The sequence below is a fragment of the Streptomyces sp. NPDC000941 genome, assembly GCF_053599555.1.
This window is the reverse complement of the sequence record NZ_JBSFMM010000197.1, coordinates 1-20,949: the sequence shown is the minus strand read 5'-3', so window position 1 is coordinate 20,949 and position 20,949 is coordinate 1. Positions and strand designations below refer to the sequence as shown.

At 73.2% G+C, this 20,949-nt stretch carries 2 protein-coding genes; both read right to left on the bottom strand.

The annotated features are described in order from the left end of the window. Positions 1 to 8,251, bottom strand: an 8,251-nt coding sequence (locus ACWDSL_RS41260; RefSeq protein ID WP_450493265.1) for a type I polyketide synthase, incomplete at its 3' end; no start/stop codon positions are given. 66 nt (positions 8,252 to 8,317) lie between these two features. Then, the coding region (locus ACWDSL_RS41255) for a type I polyketide synthase (RefSeq protein ID WP_450493264.1) at positions 8,318 to 20,949 on the bottom strand (12,632 nt) is incomplete at its 5' end.

Sequence of the window (20,949 nt, the reverse complement as noted above, 5' to 3'; positions counted from 1 at the left end):
ACACCACCCCATCCGAACCCGCCGACACCACCACCGCACCCAACACCGGATGCCCCACCACACCCAACCCCAACGACACCGGATCACCCACACCGCGCCGCCTCTTGGCCCAGTAGCGCTCGTGCTGGAACGGATAGGTGGGCAGATCGATCCGCCGGGCGCCGCTGTCCGCGAAGAACGCGGACCAGTCCACCGACGCACCGTGGGCATGCAGTCGCCCGAGGGCGGTGAGCGCGGCGGCGGGCTCCGGCCGGTCCTTGCGTACGAGGGGGACGAACACCGCCGTATCGGAGGTCACCGACTCCTGGGCCGCCGCGCTCAAGGAACCGTCCGGGCCCAGCTCCACAAAGCGCGAGACGCCCTGGTCCGCGAGGAAGCGGACGGTGTCGGCGAACCGTACGGTGGCCCGGACATGCCGCACCCAGTACTCGGCGGAGCAGAGGTCTTCCGGGTCCGCGGCCGTGCCCGTGACGCTCGAGACGAGCGGGATCGTGGGCGTGTGGTAGGTCAGCCCCTCGGCCACGGCCCGGAACCGGTCGAGCATCGGCTCCATCAGCACCGAGTGGAACGCATGCGACACGCGCAGCATGCGGGTCCTGCGCCTCTCGGCGCCGAACCGCGCCGCGATCTCGTCGATCACTTCCTTGTCTCCGGACATCACCACCGACCGGGGACCGTTGACCGCTGCGATGCTCACTCGGTCACTGACCAGGGCGGACACCTCATCCTCCGCCACCTGCAAGGCCACCATCGCGCCGCCGGGAGGCAGTTCGGACATCAGCCAACCACGCGCTGCCACCAGAGCGCAGGCGTCCGCGAGGGACAGGACACCGGCCACATGCGCGGCGGCGATCTCCCCGATCGAGTGCCCCGCCACGTGGTCCGGCCGCAGGCCCCACGACTCCACCAGTCGGAACAGGGCCACCTCGATGGCGAACAGCGCGGCCTGGGCGAAGTCGGTGCGGTCGAGCAGCTGGTCGTCCGAGCCCCACAGCACCTCCCGGACGGGTCGGAGAAGGTGGCGGTCCAGCTCGTCGAGCACCGGATCCAGGGCGGCGGCGAACGCGGGGAAGCGGTCGGCCAGTTCCCGCCCCATCCCCAGCCGCTGAGAGCCCTGTCCAGCGAAGAGGAACGCGGTCGAACCTCCCGCACGCGTATCGCCCACGACCAGTGAGGCCGCGGTCTCGCCGCGGGACAGCGCGGTCAGCGCCTGCCGGGCGTCCGCCGGACCCTCGGCGAGGACCACCGCGCGGTGTTCGAAGGCCGAGCGCGAGGTGGCCAATGAGTATCCGATGTCCAGCGAACGCGGGCGCGGAGCGGCCGAATCATCCGAATCGGCTACGAGGGGCAGCAGCCCGGCCACCTGTGCCCGCAGCGCCTCCGGCGTCTTTGCCGACAGCAACAACGGCACGAGAAGAGGTTCCGGCCGCTCTACGGTGGGGGTGGGCCGCGTCGGCTGGTGCCGGGACGGCGGGGCCTGTTCCAGGATGATGTGTGCGTTCGTTCCGCTGATCCCGAAGGACGACACCGCCGCGCGGCGCGGGCCGCCGGTCTCCGGCCACGGCGTGGGTTCGGTGAGCAGCGCCACGCCCCCGGCCGACCAGTCCACATGGGAGGACGGCTGGTTCACGTGCAGGGTGCGCGGCAGTAGGCCGTGGTGCATCGCCTGCACCATCTTGACCACGCCGGCCACCCCGGCGGCCGCCTGGGTGTGGCCGAGGTTCGACTTGATCGATCCCAGCAGCAGCGGCTGGTCGGGGGCGCGGTCCTGTCCGTAGGTGGCCAGGAGCGCCTGGGCCTCGATGGGGTCGCCCAGCGTGGTGCCGGTGCCGTGTCCTTCCACGGCATCGACATCGGCGGCCGACAGCCCGGCGCTCGCGAGGGCCTGCCGGATGACCCGCTGCTGGGCGGGGCCGTTGGGCGCGGTCAGGCCGTTGGACGCGCCGTCCTGGTTGACGGCGGAGCCGCGGACCAGGGCGAGCACCGGGTGGCCGTTGCGGTGCGCGTCGGACAGCCGCTCCAGGACCAGGACGCCGACCCCTTCGGCCCAGCTCACCCCGTCGGCCGCGTCAGCGAAGGACTTGCAGCGGCCGTCGGCGGCCAGGCCGCCCTGCGCTCCGAAGTCGAGGAAGGTCTCCGGGCCGGCCATCACCGTCACACCGCCCGCGAGCGCCATCGAGCACTCGCCCTGCCGCAGCGCCTGGGTGGCGAGATGGAGCGCGACCAGCGACGAGGAGCAGGCGGTGTCCACCGTCAGCGCCGGTCCCTGGAAGCCGAGGGTGTAGGAGATCCGCCCGGAGAGCACGCTCCCGGCCGAACCGGTGCCGAGGAAGCCCAGGGACTCCGGCGGGAACTCGGCGTCGCCGCTCGCGTAGTCGTGGTACATGATCCCGGCGAAAACGCCGGTGTCGCTGCCGCGCAGGGACAGCGGGTCGAGCCCGGCCCGTTCCAGTGCCTCCCAGGAGGTCTCCAGCAGCAGCCGCTGCTGCGGGTCCATCGCCAGCGCCTCACGGGGCGAGATGCCGAAGAAGCCCGCGTCGAAGGCGCCCGCGTCGTCGAGGAAGCCGCCCTCCCGGGTGTAGGTGGTGCCCTGGTGTTCGGGGTCGGCGTCGTAAAGGGACTCCAGGTTCCAGCCCCGGTCGTCGGGGAACCCGCAGATCCCTTCCCGGTCCGCGAGGACGAGGTCCCACAGATCGGCGGGCGACCGTACGCCACCGGGGTAGCGGCAGCTCATCGAGACGATGGCGATCGGGTCGTCGTCCGCGGGCACGGCCGGGCGCGCCGGCCCGGCCGCGGACGCGGCGGTGTGCACCGCGCTGCCGGGCGCCACCAGCTCGTCGTGCAGATGTCCGGAGAGCTCGCGGACCGTCGGATAGTCGAAGATCAAGGTGGCGGACAGCCGCAGCCCGGTCGCCGCGTTGAGGCCGTTACGCAGTTCGAGTGCGGTGAGCGAGTCGAAGCCGAGGTCCTTGAACGACTGGTCCTCCTCGATCTGGGAGGTTGCCGCGTATCCGAGGACTGCGGCCACCTGACCGCGCACCAGCTCGAGGAGGATGCGAGGCCGTTCGGCCTCGGCCGCGCCGGCGAGCCGGGCCGCGAGTTCCGTGGGTTCGGGCGCGCCGCGGTGCGCGGCGCGGCGCGCCGGGCCCCGTACGAGATGGCGCAGGAGCGGCGGGACGTCGGGCAGCTTCTCGAGGGTCGCCGTGTCGAGCCGGAACGGCGCCACCACGGCGCGGTCGACGGCCAGCGCGGCGTCGAGGAGTTCAAGACCCTGTTCGGCGGAGATCATCCGGGTGCCGTGGCGGCTCATCCGGTCGAGGTCGGTGTCGGTGAGAGTGCCGGTCATTCCGTCCTGGGGCTCCCAGGCGCCCCAGGCGAGGGAGACGGCGGGCAGCCCCTGGGCCCGGCGGTGCTGGGCGAGCGCGTCGAGGAAGGTGTTGGCCGCCGCGTAGTTGCCCTGGCCGAGCCCGCCGAGGAGGCCGGCGGCCGCGGAGAAGAGGACGAACGCGGAGAGGTCCCCGGTGAGCTCGTGCAGATTCCACGCGGCGTCGACCTTGGGCCGCAGCACGGTGTCGACCCGCTCCGGGGTGAGCGATTCGATGGTCGCGTCGTCGAGCACTCCCGCCGTGTGCACCACGGCCGTGAGCGGCCGGTCGGCCGGTACGGAGTCGAGCAGGTCCGCAAGTGCGGCCCGGTCGGAGACGTCGCAGGCGGCGACGGTGACCTGTGCGCCTTCGGCGGCCAGTTCATCGCGCAGCCTGGTGGAGCCGGGCGTGTCGAGGCCGCGCCGGCTGGTCAGCAGCAGATGGCGTACGCCGTGTCGGGCCACCAGATGACGCGCCACCAGGCTGCCGAGGCCGCCGGTGCCGCCGGTGATGAGCACGGTGCCCGCCGCGTCGGCCCAGGACGCCGCCTCCCCGCCAGGGGCGGCAAGCCGGGTCAGCCGGGGGGCGTAGACCTCGCCGCCACGCACGGCGATACGGGGTTCGCCGGACGCCAGCGAGGCGCGCAATGCGGCGACGTCAACCGGTCCGCAATCGGCGCCGGTCAGGTCGGCAAGGTCGGCCAGGACGATCCGGCCCGGGTGCTCGGCCTGCGCCGAGGCCAGCAGCCCACACACCGGGGCCAGCGCCGGTGCCACGACCCCCTCGTCGGGCCGAACCGAGACGGCCGCCCGGGTGACCACCACGAGCCGGGAGGCGGTGAATCGTTCGTCGGCCAGCCATTCCTTGACCAGCGCGAGCGTGTCGTACAGCGCCTCGCGCACCGCCGCCGGCAGGTCGCCGGGCGGTGCGGGGCGGTCGAGGAGGACGTACGCGGGGGCCGGCGCTCCCTCATCGACCGCGTCGGCGAGGTCGGCCAGGGTCGGGTGCCGGGCATCGGCGGCGTCGGCCAGCGCGGTGCCCTCTGGGCCGATCACCGCCCAGGCCCCGCCCGCCGGTGTGCCCCCGCCGGCCGCCGGTGTGTCTCCGGCGTCGGCCGGTGTCTCTTCGGTCTCGGCGGGTCCGGTGGTCACCGGCAGCCAGTCGATGCCGAACAGCGAGTCGCGCGGCCCGCGGTGCGACACGCCGTCGACCGGGGAAGCTGGCCGCAGCACCAGCGAGCCGATGGTGGCGACCGGTTGGCCCGCCGTGTCGGCGGCCAGCACCGACACGCCGTCGGAGCCGGTAGGGGTCAGCCGTACCCGCAGGGACGACGCACCGACGGCGTGCAGGGCCACGTCCTGCCAGGCGAACGGGATCCGGGCGCCCGGCCCCGGCCCCTGGTCCTGGTCCTGACGCAGCCCGCCCACGGCGTGCAGGGCGGCGTCCAGCAGCGCCGGGTGGACCCCGAAGGACTCGGCCGCCGCGTGGTGTTCCCGGTCCAGCTCGATATCGGCGAACACCTCATCGCCCAGGCGCCACGCGGCGCGCAGCCCCCGGAACGCGGGACCGTAGTCGGAGCCGGCTTCCGCGAGCCGGTCATAGTAGCCGTCGAGGTCGATCGGGTCCGCGCCGACAGGTGGCCACGCCGTGAGCGGTTCGGTGATGACCTGCCCGCCCGGTGCGAGCGTGCCCACGGCGTGTCGGATCCACTCGGGTCCGTCGTCCGTGTCGCCGGGCCCGTCGTCCGGGCGCGCGTACACGGTCAGCGGCCTGCGGTCGGCCTCGTCCGGGCCGCCCACCAGGATCTGCAGCCGGGCGCCGCCGCCCTCGGGCAGCGGTACGGGCGCGTGGATGGTGAGCTCTTCCAGCCGCGGGCAGCCGACCTCATGTCCGGCGTGCAGGGCCAGTTCGACGAAGGCCGTACCGGGGAACAGCACCGAGCCGGCGATCACATGATCGGCGAGCCAGGGGGTGGCGCGCGTCGACAAGTGGCACGTAAAGACGTGGCCGTCGTCCTCGGCCAGGGCCAGCCGGGCGCCGAGGAGCGGGTGTCGCGCCGGGGCGAGCCCGAGCCGGTCCGCACCGGGCTCCTCGGGCGGCGGGTTCAGCCAGTAGTGCTCGTTCTGGAAGGCGTAGGTGGGCAGCTCGACATGGTGTGCGCCGGAGCCGGCGAAGACCGCGGCCCAGTCGGGGGACACGCCGTTCACATGGAGTCGGGCCACAGCCGTGAGCAGGGTCCTGGGCTCGGGGCAGCCCTCGCGCAGCAGGGGGACGCAGAGCGCGTTCTCACGGCCGATGGACTCCTGCGCCATGGCCGAGAGTGTTCCGTCCGGGCCCAGTTCGACGTACCTGGTGACATCCCGGTCGGCCAGCCAGCGGACACCGTCGTAAAAGCGCACCGTCCGGCGTACGTGGGACACCCAGTACGCGGGGTCGGCCAGCTGCTCGGCGCTCGCCGCCTCGCCGGTGACGTCGGAGATCACGGTGATGGCCGGTGGCCCGTACGACAGGCCGCGGGCGACCTTCTCGAAGTCGGCCAGCATCGGTTCCATCAGCGGGGAGTGGAAGGCGTGGCTCACCCGGAGCCGCTTGGTCTTGCGGCCCAGGGCGCGGAAGTGGGCCGCGAGCCGGTCGACGGCCTCGGTGTCACCGGAGAGCACGACGGACTCGGGCCCGTTGACCGCGGCGACCGCCACCCGTTCGTCCAACAGCGGCAGCACCTCGTCCTCGCGGGCGCGCACCGCCGCCATCGCCCCGTCCCCGGGCAGCGCCTGCATCAGCCGGCCGCGTGCGGCCACCAGCGCACAGGCGTCAGGAAGGTCGAACACCCCCGCCACGTGGGCCGCCGCGAGCTCGCCGATCGAATGGCCCAGGAGGTAGTCGGGGCGTGTTCCCCAGGACTCAAGCAGCCGGAACAGGGCCACTTCCAGGGCGAACAGGCCCGCTTGGGCATACATCGTCCGGTCGAGGAGGCTCTGGTCCGCTCCATGTACGACGCTGTCCAGGGGCTGGTCGAGATGCTTGTCCAGCTCGGCGGCCACGGCATCCCACGCCTCGGCGAACACGGGGTGGCCGCGGCGGAGTTCCAGGCCCATGCCGATGCGCTGCGCGCCCTGCCCGGTGAACAGGAAGGCCAGGTGGCCGTCGCCCGCGACGCCCTGGACCACGCCGGGGGCGGGTCCGCCGTCGGCGAGGGCGGTGAGGGCGGTCCGCAGTTCGTCCCGGTCGGCGGCGACCACGGCCGCCCGGTGCTGGAGCGCGGCCCGGGTCGTCGCCAGGGACAGGCCGATGTCGGCGGTGGCGGTGGCAGGGTGGGCGTCCAGGTGTGCCAGCAGGCGACCGGCCTGTGCCCGCAGGGCCTGGCCGGTACGCGCCGACAGCGGGTACGCGAGCACGGCGGGCGCCGGTGCCGAGGCGGCCTCCGGGGGTTCGGCCGCCGGAGGTTCGGCCGGCGCGGATGGCTCCGCGGGCGCAGCTGGCTCAGCAGAGACGGGCAGCTCGGCGAGCTGCGGGGCCTGCTCGACGATGAGGTGTGCGTTGGTACCGCTGACCCCGAAGGACGACACTCCGGCGCGGCGCGGCCGCCCCGTCAGCGGCCACGGGCGCGCCTCCGCCAGCAGCGACACCGCTCCGCCGGTCCAGTCCACGGCGGGCGTCGGCTCGTCGATGTGCAGCGACTTCGGCAGCAGGCCGTGCTCGATGGCCAGCACCATCTTCATGACGCCCGCCACGCCCGCTGCCGCCTGGGTGTGGCCCATGTTGGACTTGATCGAGCCGAGCCACAGCGGATCGGCGGTACGGCCCTGGCCGTACGTGGCCAGCAGCGCCTCGGCCTCGATCGGGTCGCCCAGCGGGGTGGCGGTGCCGTGCGCCTCCACCGCGTCCACGTCGTCGGTGGTCAGCCCGGCACTCGTCAGAGCGGCGAGGATGGCCCGCTCCTGCGCGGGCCCATTGGGTGCGGTCAGGCCGTTCGACGCGCCGTCCTGGTTCACCGCGCTGCCGCTGATCACGGCGAGTACACGATGCCCGTTGGCGCGGGCGTCGGCCAGCCGCTCCAGCACGAGGATCCCGGCGCCCTCCCCCCACGCGGTGCCGCTCGCCCCGGCCGCGAAGGTACGGCAGCGGCCGTCCGCGGCCAGCCCGCCCTGCCGACTGAACCCGATGAACAGGCCGGGGTCGGCCATCACCGTCGCGCCGCCGGCCAGGGCGATCGAACACTCGCCCTGGCGCAGCGCCTGCGCGGCCAGGTGCAGCGAGACCAGGGACGATGAGCACGCGGTGTCCACGGTGAGCGCCGGGCCCTCGAGGCCCAGTACGTATGACACCCGCCCGGACAGCGCGCTGGAGGTGGTGGCGGTGGTCATGTAGTCCACCGCGCCCTCGCTACGGGCCGCGAGCCGGCCGTAGCCCTGGCCGTTGCTGCCGACGAACACGCCGGTACGGCTGCCGCGCAGCGACAGGGGGTCGATCTGAGCTCTTTCCAGGGCCTCCCAGCACACTTCGAGCAGCAGCCGCTGCTGGGGGTCCATCACCAGCGCCTCGCGCGGGGAGATCCCGAAGAACGCGGGGTCGAAGCCCCCTACGTCCGTGAGGAATCCGCCCTCGCGGACGTAGGAGGTGCCCCGTTGCCGCTCCTCCGGGTCGTACACCGCGTCGGTGTCCCAGCCCCGGTCGGCCGGGAAGGGCGAGATGGCGTCCCGCCCCTCGGCCAGCAGCTCCCACAGCGACTCGGGGCCGTCCACTCCGCCGGGGAAGCGGCATCCCATGCCCACGATGGCGACCGGCTCATGCCGCCCGGACTCGGCTTCGCGCAGGCGCAGCCGGGTCTCATGGAGGTCGGCGGTCACCCTCTTGAGAAAGTAACGGAGCTTGTCTTCGTTTTCCATCTGAATCTCTCTCAATTCAATGGCCGCGGTGTCGGGGAGGGATGCCGGTCTCAGGAGATGGCGGTGTCAGGAAATGCCGAACTCCTTGCCGATGAAGTCGAACACCTCCTCGTCGGATGCCTGGAGCAGCTGCTCGTCGACTCCGCCCGGGCCGCCGTCCAGGTCCTCGTCGCCCCACTGGGCGAGCAGCTTGGTCAGCCGCTCCCGGACCTGGAGTCGGGTCTCCCGGTGGGTGGTGGCGGTGGCCAGCGTGGCCTCCAGCCGGTCGATCTCGGCGAGCACCTGGCCCTGGCCGCCCGCGCCCCCGGCCGTGGCCGTGGCCGTGTCGTCCGCCGTGCCGGCCGACAGCAGCTGCTCCAGCAGGTGCTGCGAGAGCACGGTCGGGCTCGGGTAGTCGAACACCAGCGCCCGCTTCAGCCGCAGCTGTGTGGCGGCGGCGAGCCGGTTGCTGAACTCCACCGCGGTCAGCGAGTCGAAGCCGAGGTCGCGGAACGGCACGCCGGACTCGACCGCGTCGGCCGAGTCGTACCCGAGCACCGCCGCGGCCGTCTTGCGTACGAGCCCCACGACGGCCGAGACACGCTCCGGCTCGGGCATCCGCGCCAGCCGCTCACGCAGCGACTCGCCGGTCCCGTCGGCGGCCTCGTCGGACACCGCCCGCATGGCGCGCCGGGCCTCGGGGATCTCGCTCAGCAGCGGGCTCGGCCGGACCGCGCTGAAGGTCGGCGCGAACCGGTCCCATGCGAGGGCCGAGACGAAGGCCGTCGGCTCCGCGCCGGTGACCAGCTGGGCCAGCGCCGCCACCGCGAGCTTCGGGTCCATCGCGAGCACACCGGCTCGCTGGGACACCGCCTCCACCGGGGTGTCGGCGGCCATTCCGGCGCCGGCCCACAGACCCCACGCCACCGAGGTGGCGGCGAGGCCGTCGGCGCGGCGCCGCTCGGCCAGGGCGTCGAGTACGGCGTTGGCCGCCGCGTAGTTCGCCTGGCCACGGCTGCCGAGCGCACCGGAGGACGAGGCGAACAGGGCGAACACCGCCAGGTCCAGATCGCGGGTCAGCTCGTCCAGCAGCAGCGCCGACGCCACCTTCGAGCGGAAGACCGGCTCGTAGCGCTCGGGGGTGAGCCCGTCCATCAGGCCGTCGTCGAGCACACCTGCCGTGTGAACGACGCCGGTCAGCGGGTGCTCGGCCGGGACGGTGGCCAAGAGGGCGGCCAGCGCGTCCCGGTCGGCCACGTCGCATGCGGCGATGGTGACCTGGGCGCCCAGGGCGCTCAGCTCGGCGCGCAGTTCGTCCGCGCCGGGGGCGGCGGGGCCACGACGGCTGGTCAGCAACAGATGCTCGGCGCCGTTGCCGGCCAGCCACCGGGCGACGTGTCCGCCCAGCGCTCCCGTGCCGCCGGTGATGAGCACCGTACCGCTGGGCTGCCACGGCTGGCCCGACGCCTCGGCCGGGGCCTGCACCATCCTCCTGCCGAACACGCCGGTGGAGCGGATCGCGACCTGGTCCTCCCCCGCGGGGGCGGCCAGCGCACCCGCGAAGCGGCCGATGATCCGGTCATCCAGGTCGGCGGGCAGGTCGATCAGGCCGCCCCAGCTGCGCGGGTACTCCAGCGCGGCGACCCGGCCAAGGCCCCAGACGGCGTTCTGCAGCGGGGCGGTCGCCCGGTCCGAGTGGCCCAGCGACACCGCGCCCCGGGTGACCGCCCACACCGGCGCCTCGATCCCCGCGTCGCCCAGGGCCTGCATCAGGGTCGCGGTCAGCACCACTCCGGCCGGGACCGACGGGTACTCAGGAAGGGCCGATTCGCTCAGCGCCAGCAGCGACAGCACACCCGCGAACTCCGCGCCACCCGGGCCACCCACGCCGTCCGGGCCACCCACGCGATCGGCGACGTAGGACGCCAGTCGGTCGGCCAGTGCGGCGCGATCGGCGTCCCCGACCTCCAGCCGCACCGCGCCGGATCCCGCCGCGGCCGCCAGGGCGGACACCCACGGGTCGTCGGCCAGGCCCTGCGGTACGACCACCAGCCAGCTGCCCGACAGGGCGGCGGCCTGCGCGGTCACGGGCTTCCATATGGTCCGGTAGCGCCAGCCGTCGACCGTGGAACGCTCGCGCCGCTGCTGCCGCCACGATGACAGCGCGGGCAGCACGGCGCCGAGCGAGTCGGTGTCGACCTCCAGCCGCGCGGCCAGGGACTCCAGCTCCTCCTCTTCGACGGCGGCCCAGAACTCCGCGTCCACCGCTTCCTTGTCACCGGGCAGCGGCTCGGTCGCGGCCGCCTCGGGCCAGAACCGCTGCCGCTGGAACGCGTAGGTCGGCAGTTCGATACGGTGTGCGCCGGTCGCGGTGAAGAAACCGGCCCAGTCGACAGCGCCACCACGGACGAAGAGCTCGGCCAGCGACAGGGCGAAGCGATTCAGTCCCCCCTGGTCACGGCGCAGCGTGCCGGTGACCACGGCGGTCGCGTCGACGTCGTCGACGGTCTCCTGGACCGCGACGGTGAGTACGGGATGGGCGCTGATCTCGATGAACGCGCGGTGGCGCCGGGTCAGCAGCTCCCGTACGGCGGGCTCGAAGCCGACCGTCTGCCGCAGATTGCGGTACCAGTAGTCGGCGTCCAGCTCACCGCCCTCGAGCCACTGACCGGTCACCGTGGACAGGAACGGAACCTCCGCGGTGCGCGGAGCGACCGGTGCGAGCTCCGCCAGCAGCTCCTCGTGAAGCTTCGCGACATGGGCGGAGTGCGAGGCGTAGTCCACGGCGATCCGCCGGATACGTACCTCCTCGCCCGTCAGCTCCTCGATCAGCTCATCCAGAGCCTGCTGGTCACCCGACACCACGACCGACTGGGGGCCGTTCACGGCGGCGACCGACACCCGGCCGTCCCAGCGCTCCAGCCGCGCCTCGACCTCGGCGACGGGCAGCGGCACCGACGCCATGCCACCAGCACCGGCAAGTCGGCGCGCGATCGCCTGGCTGCGCAGCGCGGCCACCCGGGCGCCGCCCTCCAGCGACAGCGCACCGGCCACACACGCCGCGGCGATCTCACCTTGGGAGTGGCCCACCACCGCGTCCGGCTCGACGCCGGAGGATCGCCACATGGCCGCGAGCGACACCATCACCGCCCACGACACCGGCTGAACCACATCCACCCGCTCCAGCGACGGCGCGCCTTCGACCTGCCGCACGACGTCCATGAGCGACCAGTCGATAAACGGCGCCAGCGCAGCGGCACATTCACCCAGCCGTTCCGCGAACACCGGGGACTCGTCCAACAAACGGGCACCCATACCCGCCCACTGCGAACCCTGACCCGGGAAGACGAACACCAACTTCCCCGCGACGTCGGCAACCCCACGCACCACACCCACCGCGGGATCCTCATCCCCCAGAGCACGCAGGCCCGACACCAGTTCCTCGCGGTCACCACCGACCACCACCGCCCGGTGCTCCAGCACCGACCGGGTGGAGAGCAGCGAGTGCCCGATGTCGGTCGGCGTCGCATCGGGGTGGCTCTCCGCGTGGGACAGCAGGCTGATCGCCTGTCCACGCAGCGCCTCGGCCGTCCTCGCCGACACCACCCACGGCACCGCCACCGCGTCCACTGTGGGCACGTCGTCGTCCGCGCTCTCGGCGGCCACCGCGTCCTCGGGCGCCTGCTCCAGGATGGCGTGGGCGTTGGTGCCGCTCATGCCGAAGGAGGAGACACCGGCCCGGCGCGGACGCCCGTGCTCCGGCCACTCCACGGCCTCGGTCAACAGCTCCACCGCACCACTGGCCCAGTCCACATGGGTGGACGGCGCGTCCACGTGGAGCGTCTTGGGGAGCGTCCCGTGATGCATCGCCATCACCATCTTGATCACACCGGCGACGCCCGAAGCGGACTGGGTGTGGCCGATGTTCGACTTGATGGAGCCGAGCCGCAGGGGCAGCTCACGGTCCCGTCCGTAGGTGGCGAGCAGCGCCTGCGCCTCGATCGGGTCGCCCAGCGTGGTGCCCGTACCGTGCGCCTCGACCGCGTCCACATCCACCGGAGCCAGACCGGCATTCGCCAGCGCCTGACGGATCACCCGCTGCTGCGACGGACCATTCGGCGCCGTCAGACCATTCGACGCACCATCCTGATTCACCGCCGAACCCCGCACCACCGCAAGCACCTCATGCCCGTTGCGTACGGCGTCCGACAACCGCTCGAGCACCACCAGGCCGACACCCTCCGACCAGCCGGTCCCGTCGGCGCCCTCGGCGAAGGACTTGCACCGGCCGTCCTGCGCCAGTCCGCCCTGCTGCCGGAACTCCGCGAACCCGGCCGGGCTGGACATCACCGTCACACCACCGGCCAGGGCCAGCGAGCACTCGCCGCCGCGCAGCGCCTGCATCGCCATGTGCATCGCCACCAGGGAGGAGGAGCACGCGGTGTCCACGGTGACCGCCGGGCCCTCCAGTCCGAAGGTGTACGACAGCCGGCCGGACACCACGCTCGTCGCCTGGCCGGTCATCATGTGGCCCAGCGACTCCTGGGGGGCGACATAGCCGCCGCCGGTGGCGCCGATGAAGACGCCCGCGTCGCTGCCGCGCAGCCCCGCCGGGTCGATACCGGCCCGCTCGAACACCTCCCACGCGGACTCCAGCAGCAGCCGCTGCTGCGGGTCCATCGCCAGCGCCTCACGCGGTGAGATGCCGAAGAACCGGGCGTCGAACTCGGTGGCGTCGTGGACGAATCCGCCCTCGAAGGCGGTGTCCGCGTCGAGGTTCCAGCCCCGGTCGGCCGGGAACGGCGAGATCGCGTCCCGCCCCTCGGTCACCAGGCGCCACAGGTCCTCGGGCGACCGGACGCCGCCCGGGTAGCGGCAGCTCATCCCGACGATCGCGATCGGGTCGTCCACCACACTATTGGAGGCGGCGGGGAGGGCCGAGCCGCCCAAGTCCGGCCGCTCCCCGAGCAGTTCGGCGCGGAGGTGGTCGACGAGCGCCGCCGGGGACGGGTAGTCGAAGACCAGGGTGGTGGGGAGGGGCAGGCCGGTCGCGGTGGCGAGCCGGTTGCGCAGCTCCACCGCGGTCAGCGAGTCGAAGCCGAGGTCCTTGAAGGCCCGGTCCGCCTCGATGGCGTCCCCGTCCGAGTGACCGAGCACCAGGGCCACCTGCTCCCGGACGACGCCGAGCAGCGCGTCGAGCCGTTCGTCGTCGTCCGCCATGGCCCGCAGCCGTCCGCGCAGCGGGGCCGGCGACGCGTCGTCGTACCGCGTGGTCACGTCCGCGGTGAGCGCGCGGCGTACGGCGGGCAGGTCGCGCAGCAGCGCGCTCGGCCGGGCCAGGGTGAAGGCGGGGGCGAACTGGTCCCAGTCGACGTCGGCGACCGCGACGGTCACGTCCCGGTTCCGCAGGGTGCTGCTGAGCCCGGCGATGGCGGTTTCCGCTGCCATGAGGATCAGTCCGCGGCGCGCCAGATAGTCCTGTGCGCCGTCTGCGGCCGCCATTCCGCCGTCGGCCCAGGCGCCCCAGGCCACGGATGTCGCCGTCAGCCCCCGGGCCGTACGGGCCTCGGCCAGTGCGTCCAGGTAGGCGTTGGCCGCGCCGTACGCGCCCTGTCCGCCGCTGCCCCAGGTGGCGGCGACCGAGGAGAAGAGCACGAAGAAGTCCAGGTCACGGTCGCCGAGCAGAGAGTCGAGGTTGGCCGCGCCGACGACCTTGGCGGTCATCACCTCGGCCGTCTCGGCCTCGCTCGCGCCATCCAGCGGCGCGGCGGCCTGGGCGATGCCCGCAGTGTGTACGACGCCCGTCAGGGGGCTGTCGTCGGGGATGCCGGCCAGGACGGCCGCCAGGGCCTCCCGGTCGGACACGTCGCAGGCGGCGATCGTGACCCGTGTGCCCAGCTCGGTGAGTTCGTCGCGCAGTTCGCGGGCGCCGGGGGCGTCGGGGCCACGACGGCTCGTCAGCACCAGGTGCTCGGCGCCGCAGCGGGCGAGCCAGCGGGCCACATGGCCGCCCAGACCGCCGGTGCCACCGGTGATCAGGACAGTTCCGGTGGCGGTGAAGCCGGTCTCGTCCACGTCCAGTTCGGCCGGGCAGGGGACGACGCGCCGGCCGAAGAGGCCGGAGGAGCGCACCGCGATCTGGTCCTCGTCACCGGCGCCGGACAGCACCGCGGCCAGCCGTCGGCCGGCGGGCCGGTCCAGGGTGCCGGGCAGGTCGATGAGCCCGCCCCAGCGCCCCGGGTACTCCAGCGCCGCGACCCGGCCGAGGCCCCAGACGGCGGCCTGGGCCGGGCTCGGTGCGGTGTCCGAGCGGCTTACCGACACCGCGCCCCGAGTGGCGGCCCACAGCGGCGACTCGATGCCCGCGTCGCCCAGCGCCTGCACCAAGGTGGTCGTCAGGGCCACGCCCGCCGGTACGCCCGGGTGGCCGTCGACGGCGTGCTCGTACACTCCGAGCAGGGAGAGTACGCCCGCGAACGGGCCCGATTCCGCCGCCACCTCACGCAGCCGGTCGGCCAGTGCGGCGCGGTCCGGCTCGGTGATCTCGACACGTACGGCTGGGGTGGGCGTGGCGTCGGCGACGGAGGTCACCCACGCGTCGTCCACCTGGCCGGCCGGGACGACCGCGAGCCAGCTGCCGCGCTGGGCCTGGGGGGTCGGGTCGGCCAGCGGTGTCCAGCCGACCCGGTAGCGCCAGGCGTCCACGACGGACTGCTCACGCCGGCGGCGGCGCCAGGTGGTCAGCGCGGGAAGCACCGCGCCGAGCGAGTCGCCGTCGACCTCCAGCCGCGAGGCCAGGGATTCCAGGTCCTCCCCCTCGACCACGGCCCAGAAGTCCGTGTCCGCGTCCGCGTCCGTGAGGTCGGCGCCCGCGGCGGGTGCCGGTGCCAGAACCTCCGGCCAGTAGCGCTGGTGCTGGAAGGCGTAGGTCGGGAGGTCGATCCGCTGGGCACCGGTGCCCGCGAAGAACGCCGGCCAGTCGACGTCCACCCCGTGGGCGTACAGCCGGGCCAGCGCGGTGACCACCGCCCGCTCCTCCTCCGCGCCCTTCCGCAGCGCGGAGGCGACCACGGTGGCGGCCGGGGACTGCTCCGACAGGCTTTCCTGAGCCATCGCCGACAGCACACCATCGGGGCCGATCTCCAGATACGCGCTCACGCCACGTCCATCCAGCCAGCGCACCCCATCGGCGAACCGCACGGCCTCACGCACCTGCCGCACCCAGTACTCCGGCGCACCCACCAGCTCCGCCGTGACCGGCTCACCGGTCAGGCCGGATACCAGTGGCACCACCGGGGCGCCATAGGCCAGGCCCCGGGCCACCCGCCCGAATTCCGCCACCATCCCGTCCATCAGAACCGAGTGAAACGCATGCGAGACCCGCAAACGCCTAGTCTTACGGCCCTCTTCCGCAAACCGAGTGGCGATGTCCAGCACGGAGGCCTCTTCGCCGGAGATCACCGCCGAACGCGGCCCGTTCACCGCGGCGATCGACACCCTCTCCCCGAGGTGCGGAGTGACCTCGTCCTCGGTCGCCTGGAGGGACACCATCGCCCCGCCCGAGGGCAGCTCGCCCATCAGCCGGGCCCGCGCCGCCACCAGCGTGCACGCGTCCGCGAGCGAGAACACCCCGGCCACATGGGCCGCGGCGATCTCCCCGACCGAATGCCCGGCCACGTAGTCCGGCCGCACTCCCAAGGACTCGACCAGCCGGAACAGCGCCACTTCCACCGCGAACAGCGCCGGCTGGGTCCAGGCCGTCTCATCCAGCAGCTCCGCCTCGGCCGAACCCGCCTCCGCGAACAGCACCTCACGCAGCGGACGGTCCAGATGCGCGTCCAGGTACGCGCACACCTCGTCCAGCGCCTCGGCGAACACCGGGAAGGCCTCGTACAGCTCGCGGCCCATCCCGGCCCGCTGACTGCCCTGACCAGAGAACAGGAACGCGACCACGCGATCCTCACGTGCCGCGCCCTGCACCAGATTCACATCGGACTCGCCGCACGCCACGGCCCGCAGACCCGCCACGGCCTCGGGCCACGCCCCAGCGAGCACCACACCACGGCGCTCGAATCCGGAGCGCGTCGTCGCCAGCGAATACGCCAGATCCACCAGCCCGAGACCGGACGGCTCCTCCTCGGCACGGGCGACCACCCGCGCCGCCTGCGCCCGCAGCGCCGCTTCCGACTTGCCCGACACCGCCACCGGTACGACCCCCGGCGCCCGAGCGGGCACCGGGGGTGCCACCGGGCCGTCGTCGGCCTCCGGCCGCGGGCCCTGCTCCAGGATGGCGTGGGCATTGGTGCCGCTGATGCCGAACGCCGAGATGCCGACCCGGCGCGGGTGCCCCGTCTGCGGCCACGCGGCCTGCTCGGTCAGCAGCTCCACCGCACCGGACGACCAGTCCACATGGGACGTCGGCTCGTCGATGTGCAGCGTCTTGGGCAGTACGCCGTACCGCATCGCCATGACCATCTTGATCACGCTCGCGGCGCCGGCGGCCAGCTGGGTGTGGCCGAGGTTGGACTTGACCGAGCCGAGCAGCAGGGGCCGTTCGCGCTCCTGTCCGTAGGTGGCGAGCAGGGCCTGGGCCTCGATCGGGTCGCCCAGGGTGGTCCCCGTGCCATGCGCCTCGACTGCGTCGATGTCGTTCGCGGTCAGCTTGGCGTTGGTCAGCGCCTGGCCGATCACCCGCTGCTGCGAGGGGCCGTTGGGCGCGGTCAGACCGTTCGACGCACCGTCCTGGTTGATCGCCGAGCCACGTACCACCGCGAGCACGGGGTGGCCGTTGCGCCGGGCGTCCGACAGCCGCTCCACCAGGAGCAGCCCCACGCCCTCGGACAGGCTCATACCGTCGGCCGATTCGGCGAACGCCTTGCAGCGGCCGTCCGCGGCCATCCCGCGCTGGCGGCTGAAGGCCAGGAACGAGCCGGGGGTGGTCATCACCGTGACACCACCGGCCAGCGCCAGCGTGCTCTCGCCGTTGCGCAGCGACTGGCACGCGAGGTGCAGCGCCACCAGCGACGAGGAGCACGCGGTGTCCAGCGTGACCGCCGGGCCCTCGAGGCCGAACAGATACGAGATACGGCCCGACAGCACGCTCGGCACCGAGCTGGTGAGCATGTAGCCCTCCGACCCCTCGGAGCCGGTGTGCGGGCCGAAGCCGTAGTCCTGGTAGCTGGAGCCGATGAACGTGCCGGTCAGGCTGCCCCTGACCGACGCGGGGTCGATACCGGCCCGTTCGAACGCCTCCCAGGAGGTCTCCAGCAGCAGCCGCTGCTGCGGGTCCATGGCCAGCGCCTCACGCGGCGAGATGCCGAAGAAGCCCGCGTCGAACTCCGCGGCGTCGTGCAGGAAGCCACCGCGCGTCGAGTACGTCTTGCCGGGCTTGTCCGGGTCCGGGTCGTACAGCCGCTCGGCGTCCCAGCCGCGGTCGGCGGGGAACTCGGAGATGACGTCCTGTCCGCCCGTGACCACCTCCCACAGCTGCTCCGGCGAGCCGATCCCGCCGGGGAAGCGGCAGGCCATACCGATGATCGCGATCGGCTCGTCGGAGGCCGTGGAGACCGTGGCGGCGGGCGCACCCGGCCGCGTCGCCACAGTCGAGCCCACGATCCGCGACCGCAGGAACTCCACCAGGGCCACCGGGCTCGGGTAGTCGAAGACCAGGGTGCTCGGCAGGGTCAGACCGGTGGCCCTGGCCACCCGGTTGCGCAGGTCGACCGCGGTCAGCGAGTCGAACCCGACGTCGCGGAACGCCCGGCGCTCCGCGATCGCGTCCGGGGAGGCGTGTCCCAGGACGGCCGCCGCCTCGGCGCGCACCAGGTCCAGCAGCGCACGCTCCCCCTCGGCGGCGGACAGGCCGCGGATACGCGCGGCGAACTCGCCGTCCGCGGAGGCGGCGACGGTGTCCTCGGCCCGCTGGAGGATCGTGCGTACCTCGGGCACCTCGCTGAACAGCGGGCTTGGGCGCACCGAGGTGTAGACCGGGTAGTAGCGACCCCAGTCGATGTCGGCGATCGTCAGCAGCGTCTCGTCGTCGTCCAGTGCGCGCCGCAGACCGGTGTGGGCGAGCTCGGGCTGCATATAGCGCAGACCGCTGCCGAGGATCTGCCGCGGGTCGACCCGTACCTGATCGTCGCGCCAGATGCCCCATGCGATCGAGGTGGCGCGCAGACCGTGGGCGCGCCGGTGTTCCGCCAGCGCCTCCAGGTAGGAGTTGGCCGCCCCGTACGCGCCGTGGTCGCCGCTGCCCCAGATGCCCGCGATCGACGAGTAGTACACGACGGCGTCGAGTTGTTCGTCGTCCAGCAGCTCGTGCAGATGGCGGGCGCCCGCGACCTTGGCGTCGACGATCGCGGCGAACGTCTCGTGGTCGGTGGCGGACAGCGAGACCAGATCGATGTAGGCGGCCACATGGACGGCGGTGCGGATGACCCGCCCCTCGCCCGTGAGCCGGCTGATCATCGCGGCCACCGCGTCCCGGTCCGCCACATCGCAGGCCACGACCTCCACGGTCGTACCCAACTCGGCCAGCTCGGCCACCAGCTCGTCGGCGCCGGCCGCCGCCATACCGCGACGGCTGGTCAACACCAGGTCTTCGGCCCCGTTGTGCGCGAGCCACCGGGCCAGATACTGGCCCAGCACACCGGTGCCGCCGGTGATCAGAGTGGTGCCGCGCGGCTGCCAACGGCCCTTGGGGGCCGAGTCGTCGGCAGGTGTGCGCACCACGCGGCGTACGAACACGCCGGAGGGTCGGATCGCGAACTCGTCCTCGCCGTCCTCGCCGTCCGTCCCGGCGAGCGCGCCGGCCAGCCGCTGCGCGGCGCGCTGGTCGAGCTCAGCGGGCAGGTCCACCAGGCCGCCCCAGCGGCGCGGGTGCTCCAGCGCGGCCGTCCGGCCCAGGCCGAGGACCTGCGCCTGCACCGGGCTGGTCAGCCGGTCGGAACGGCCGGTCGACACGGCGCCGCGGGTGAGGCACCACAGCGGCGCGTCGGCGCCGATGTCGTCCAGCGCCTGCACCAGCGCGAGGCTCAGCGCGAGCCCGGAGGGCAGCGCCGGGTAGGTGGCGCTCGGCTGCTCGGCGAAGGCCAGGACCGACACCATGCCGCGGATGTCCTCGACGCCGTCCACGCCTTGGAGCCTGGACGCGAGTTCGGCGCGGTCGACACACGATTCGTCCAGCTCCAGCCGCCGGACCTGTGCGCCATGTCCCGCGAGGGCCGCGGTCACCTCGTCGTCCGCGATACCGTCGGCGGTCACGACCAGCCAGGTCCCAGTCAGCACCGGCACCGGGGACATACGCAGCGGCCGCCACTCGGTCCGGTAGCGCCAGGAGTCCACGGTGGACTGCTCACGGCGCCTGCCCCGCCACGCGGAGAGCGCCGGCAGCACGGCGCCCAGCGAACCTCCGTCGATCTCCAGCCAGTCGGCGAGGGATTCCAGGTCTTCCTGCTCGACGGCGGACCAGAACTCCGCATCCGCCGTATCGGCCTCCGCGGCCGGGGCGCCGGTCCTGGCCTCGTCCGGCCAGTAGCGCTCGCGCTGGAACGCGTAGGTCGGCAGGTCGACACGGTGGGCACCGGTGTCGGCGAACATGCCCGCCCAGGCGACGTCGACACCGCGTACGAAGACCTCCGCCAGCGAGGTCAGGAAGCGGCCGAGTCCGCCCTCGTCCCGGCGCAGCGTGCCGGCCGTGACGGCGTGGTCGCCGGTGGCGTCGATGGTCTCCTGGACCGCCATCGTGAGTACGGGGTGGGAGCTGACCTCGATGAACGCCCGGTGTTCCTGCGCCAGGAGGTCGCGGATGGCCGGTTCGAAGCCCACCGTCTGCCGCAGATTGCGGTACCAGTAGTCGGCGTCCATGCCTGTGGTGTCGAGCCAGTCACCGGTCACCGTGGAGAAGAACGGCACCTCTGCGGTGCGCGGAGCAACCGGCGCGAGCTCCGTCAGCAGCTCCTCGTGGATCCCCTCGACATGAGCGGAGTGCGAGGCGTAGTCCACGGCGATACGGCGGATACGCACCTCCTCGCCGGTCAACTCCTCGACCAGCTGGTCCAGCGCTTCCGAGTCGCCGGACACGACGACCGAGCGGGGGCCGTTGACCGCGGCGACCGACACCCGGCCACCCCAGCGCTCCAGCCGCGCCTCGACCTCGACGACCGGCAGCGGCACCGACGCCATGCCACCAGCACCCGCAAGCCGACGCGCAATGGCCTGGCTACGCAACGCAACCACCCGCGCGCCGTCCTCCAGCGACAGCGCACCCGCGACACACGCGGCGGCGATCTCACCCTGCGAGTGCCCCACCACCGCGTCCGGCTCGACGCCGGAGGAACGCCACATGGCCGCGAGCGACACCATCACCGCCCACGACACCGGCTGAACCACATCCACCCGCTCCAGCGACGGCGCGCCTTCGACCTGCCGTACGACGTCCATCAGCGACCAGTCGATGAACGGCGTCAGAGCCGCCGCACACTCGGCCAGCCGTTCCGCGAACACCGGGGACTCGTCCAACAACCGGGCACCCATACCCGCCCACTGCGAACCCTGCCCCGGGAAGACGAACACCGACCTCCCCGCGACATCGGCAACCCCACGCACCACACCCGCCGCCGGGCCGTCGGCACCCAGGGCGGTCAGACCTGACGACAACTCCTCGCGGTCACCACCGACCACCACCGCCCGGTGCTCCAACACCGACCGCGTGGACACCA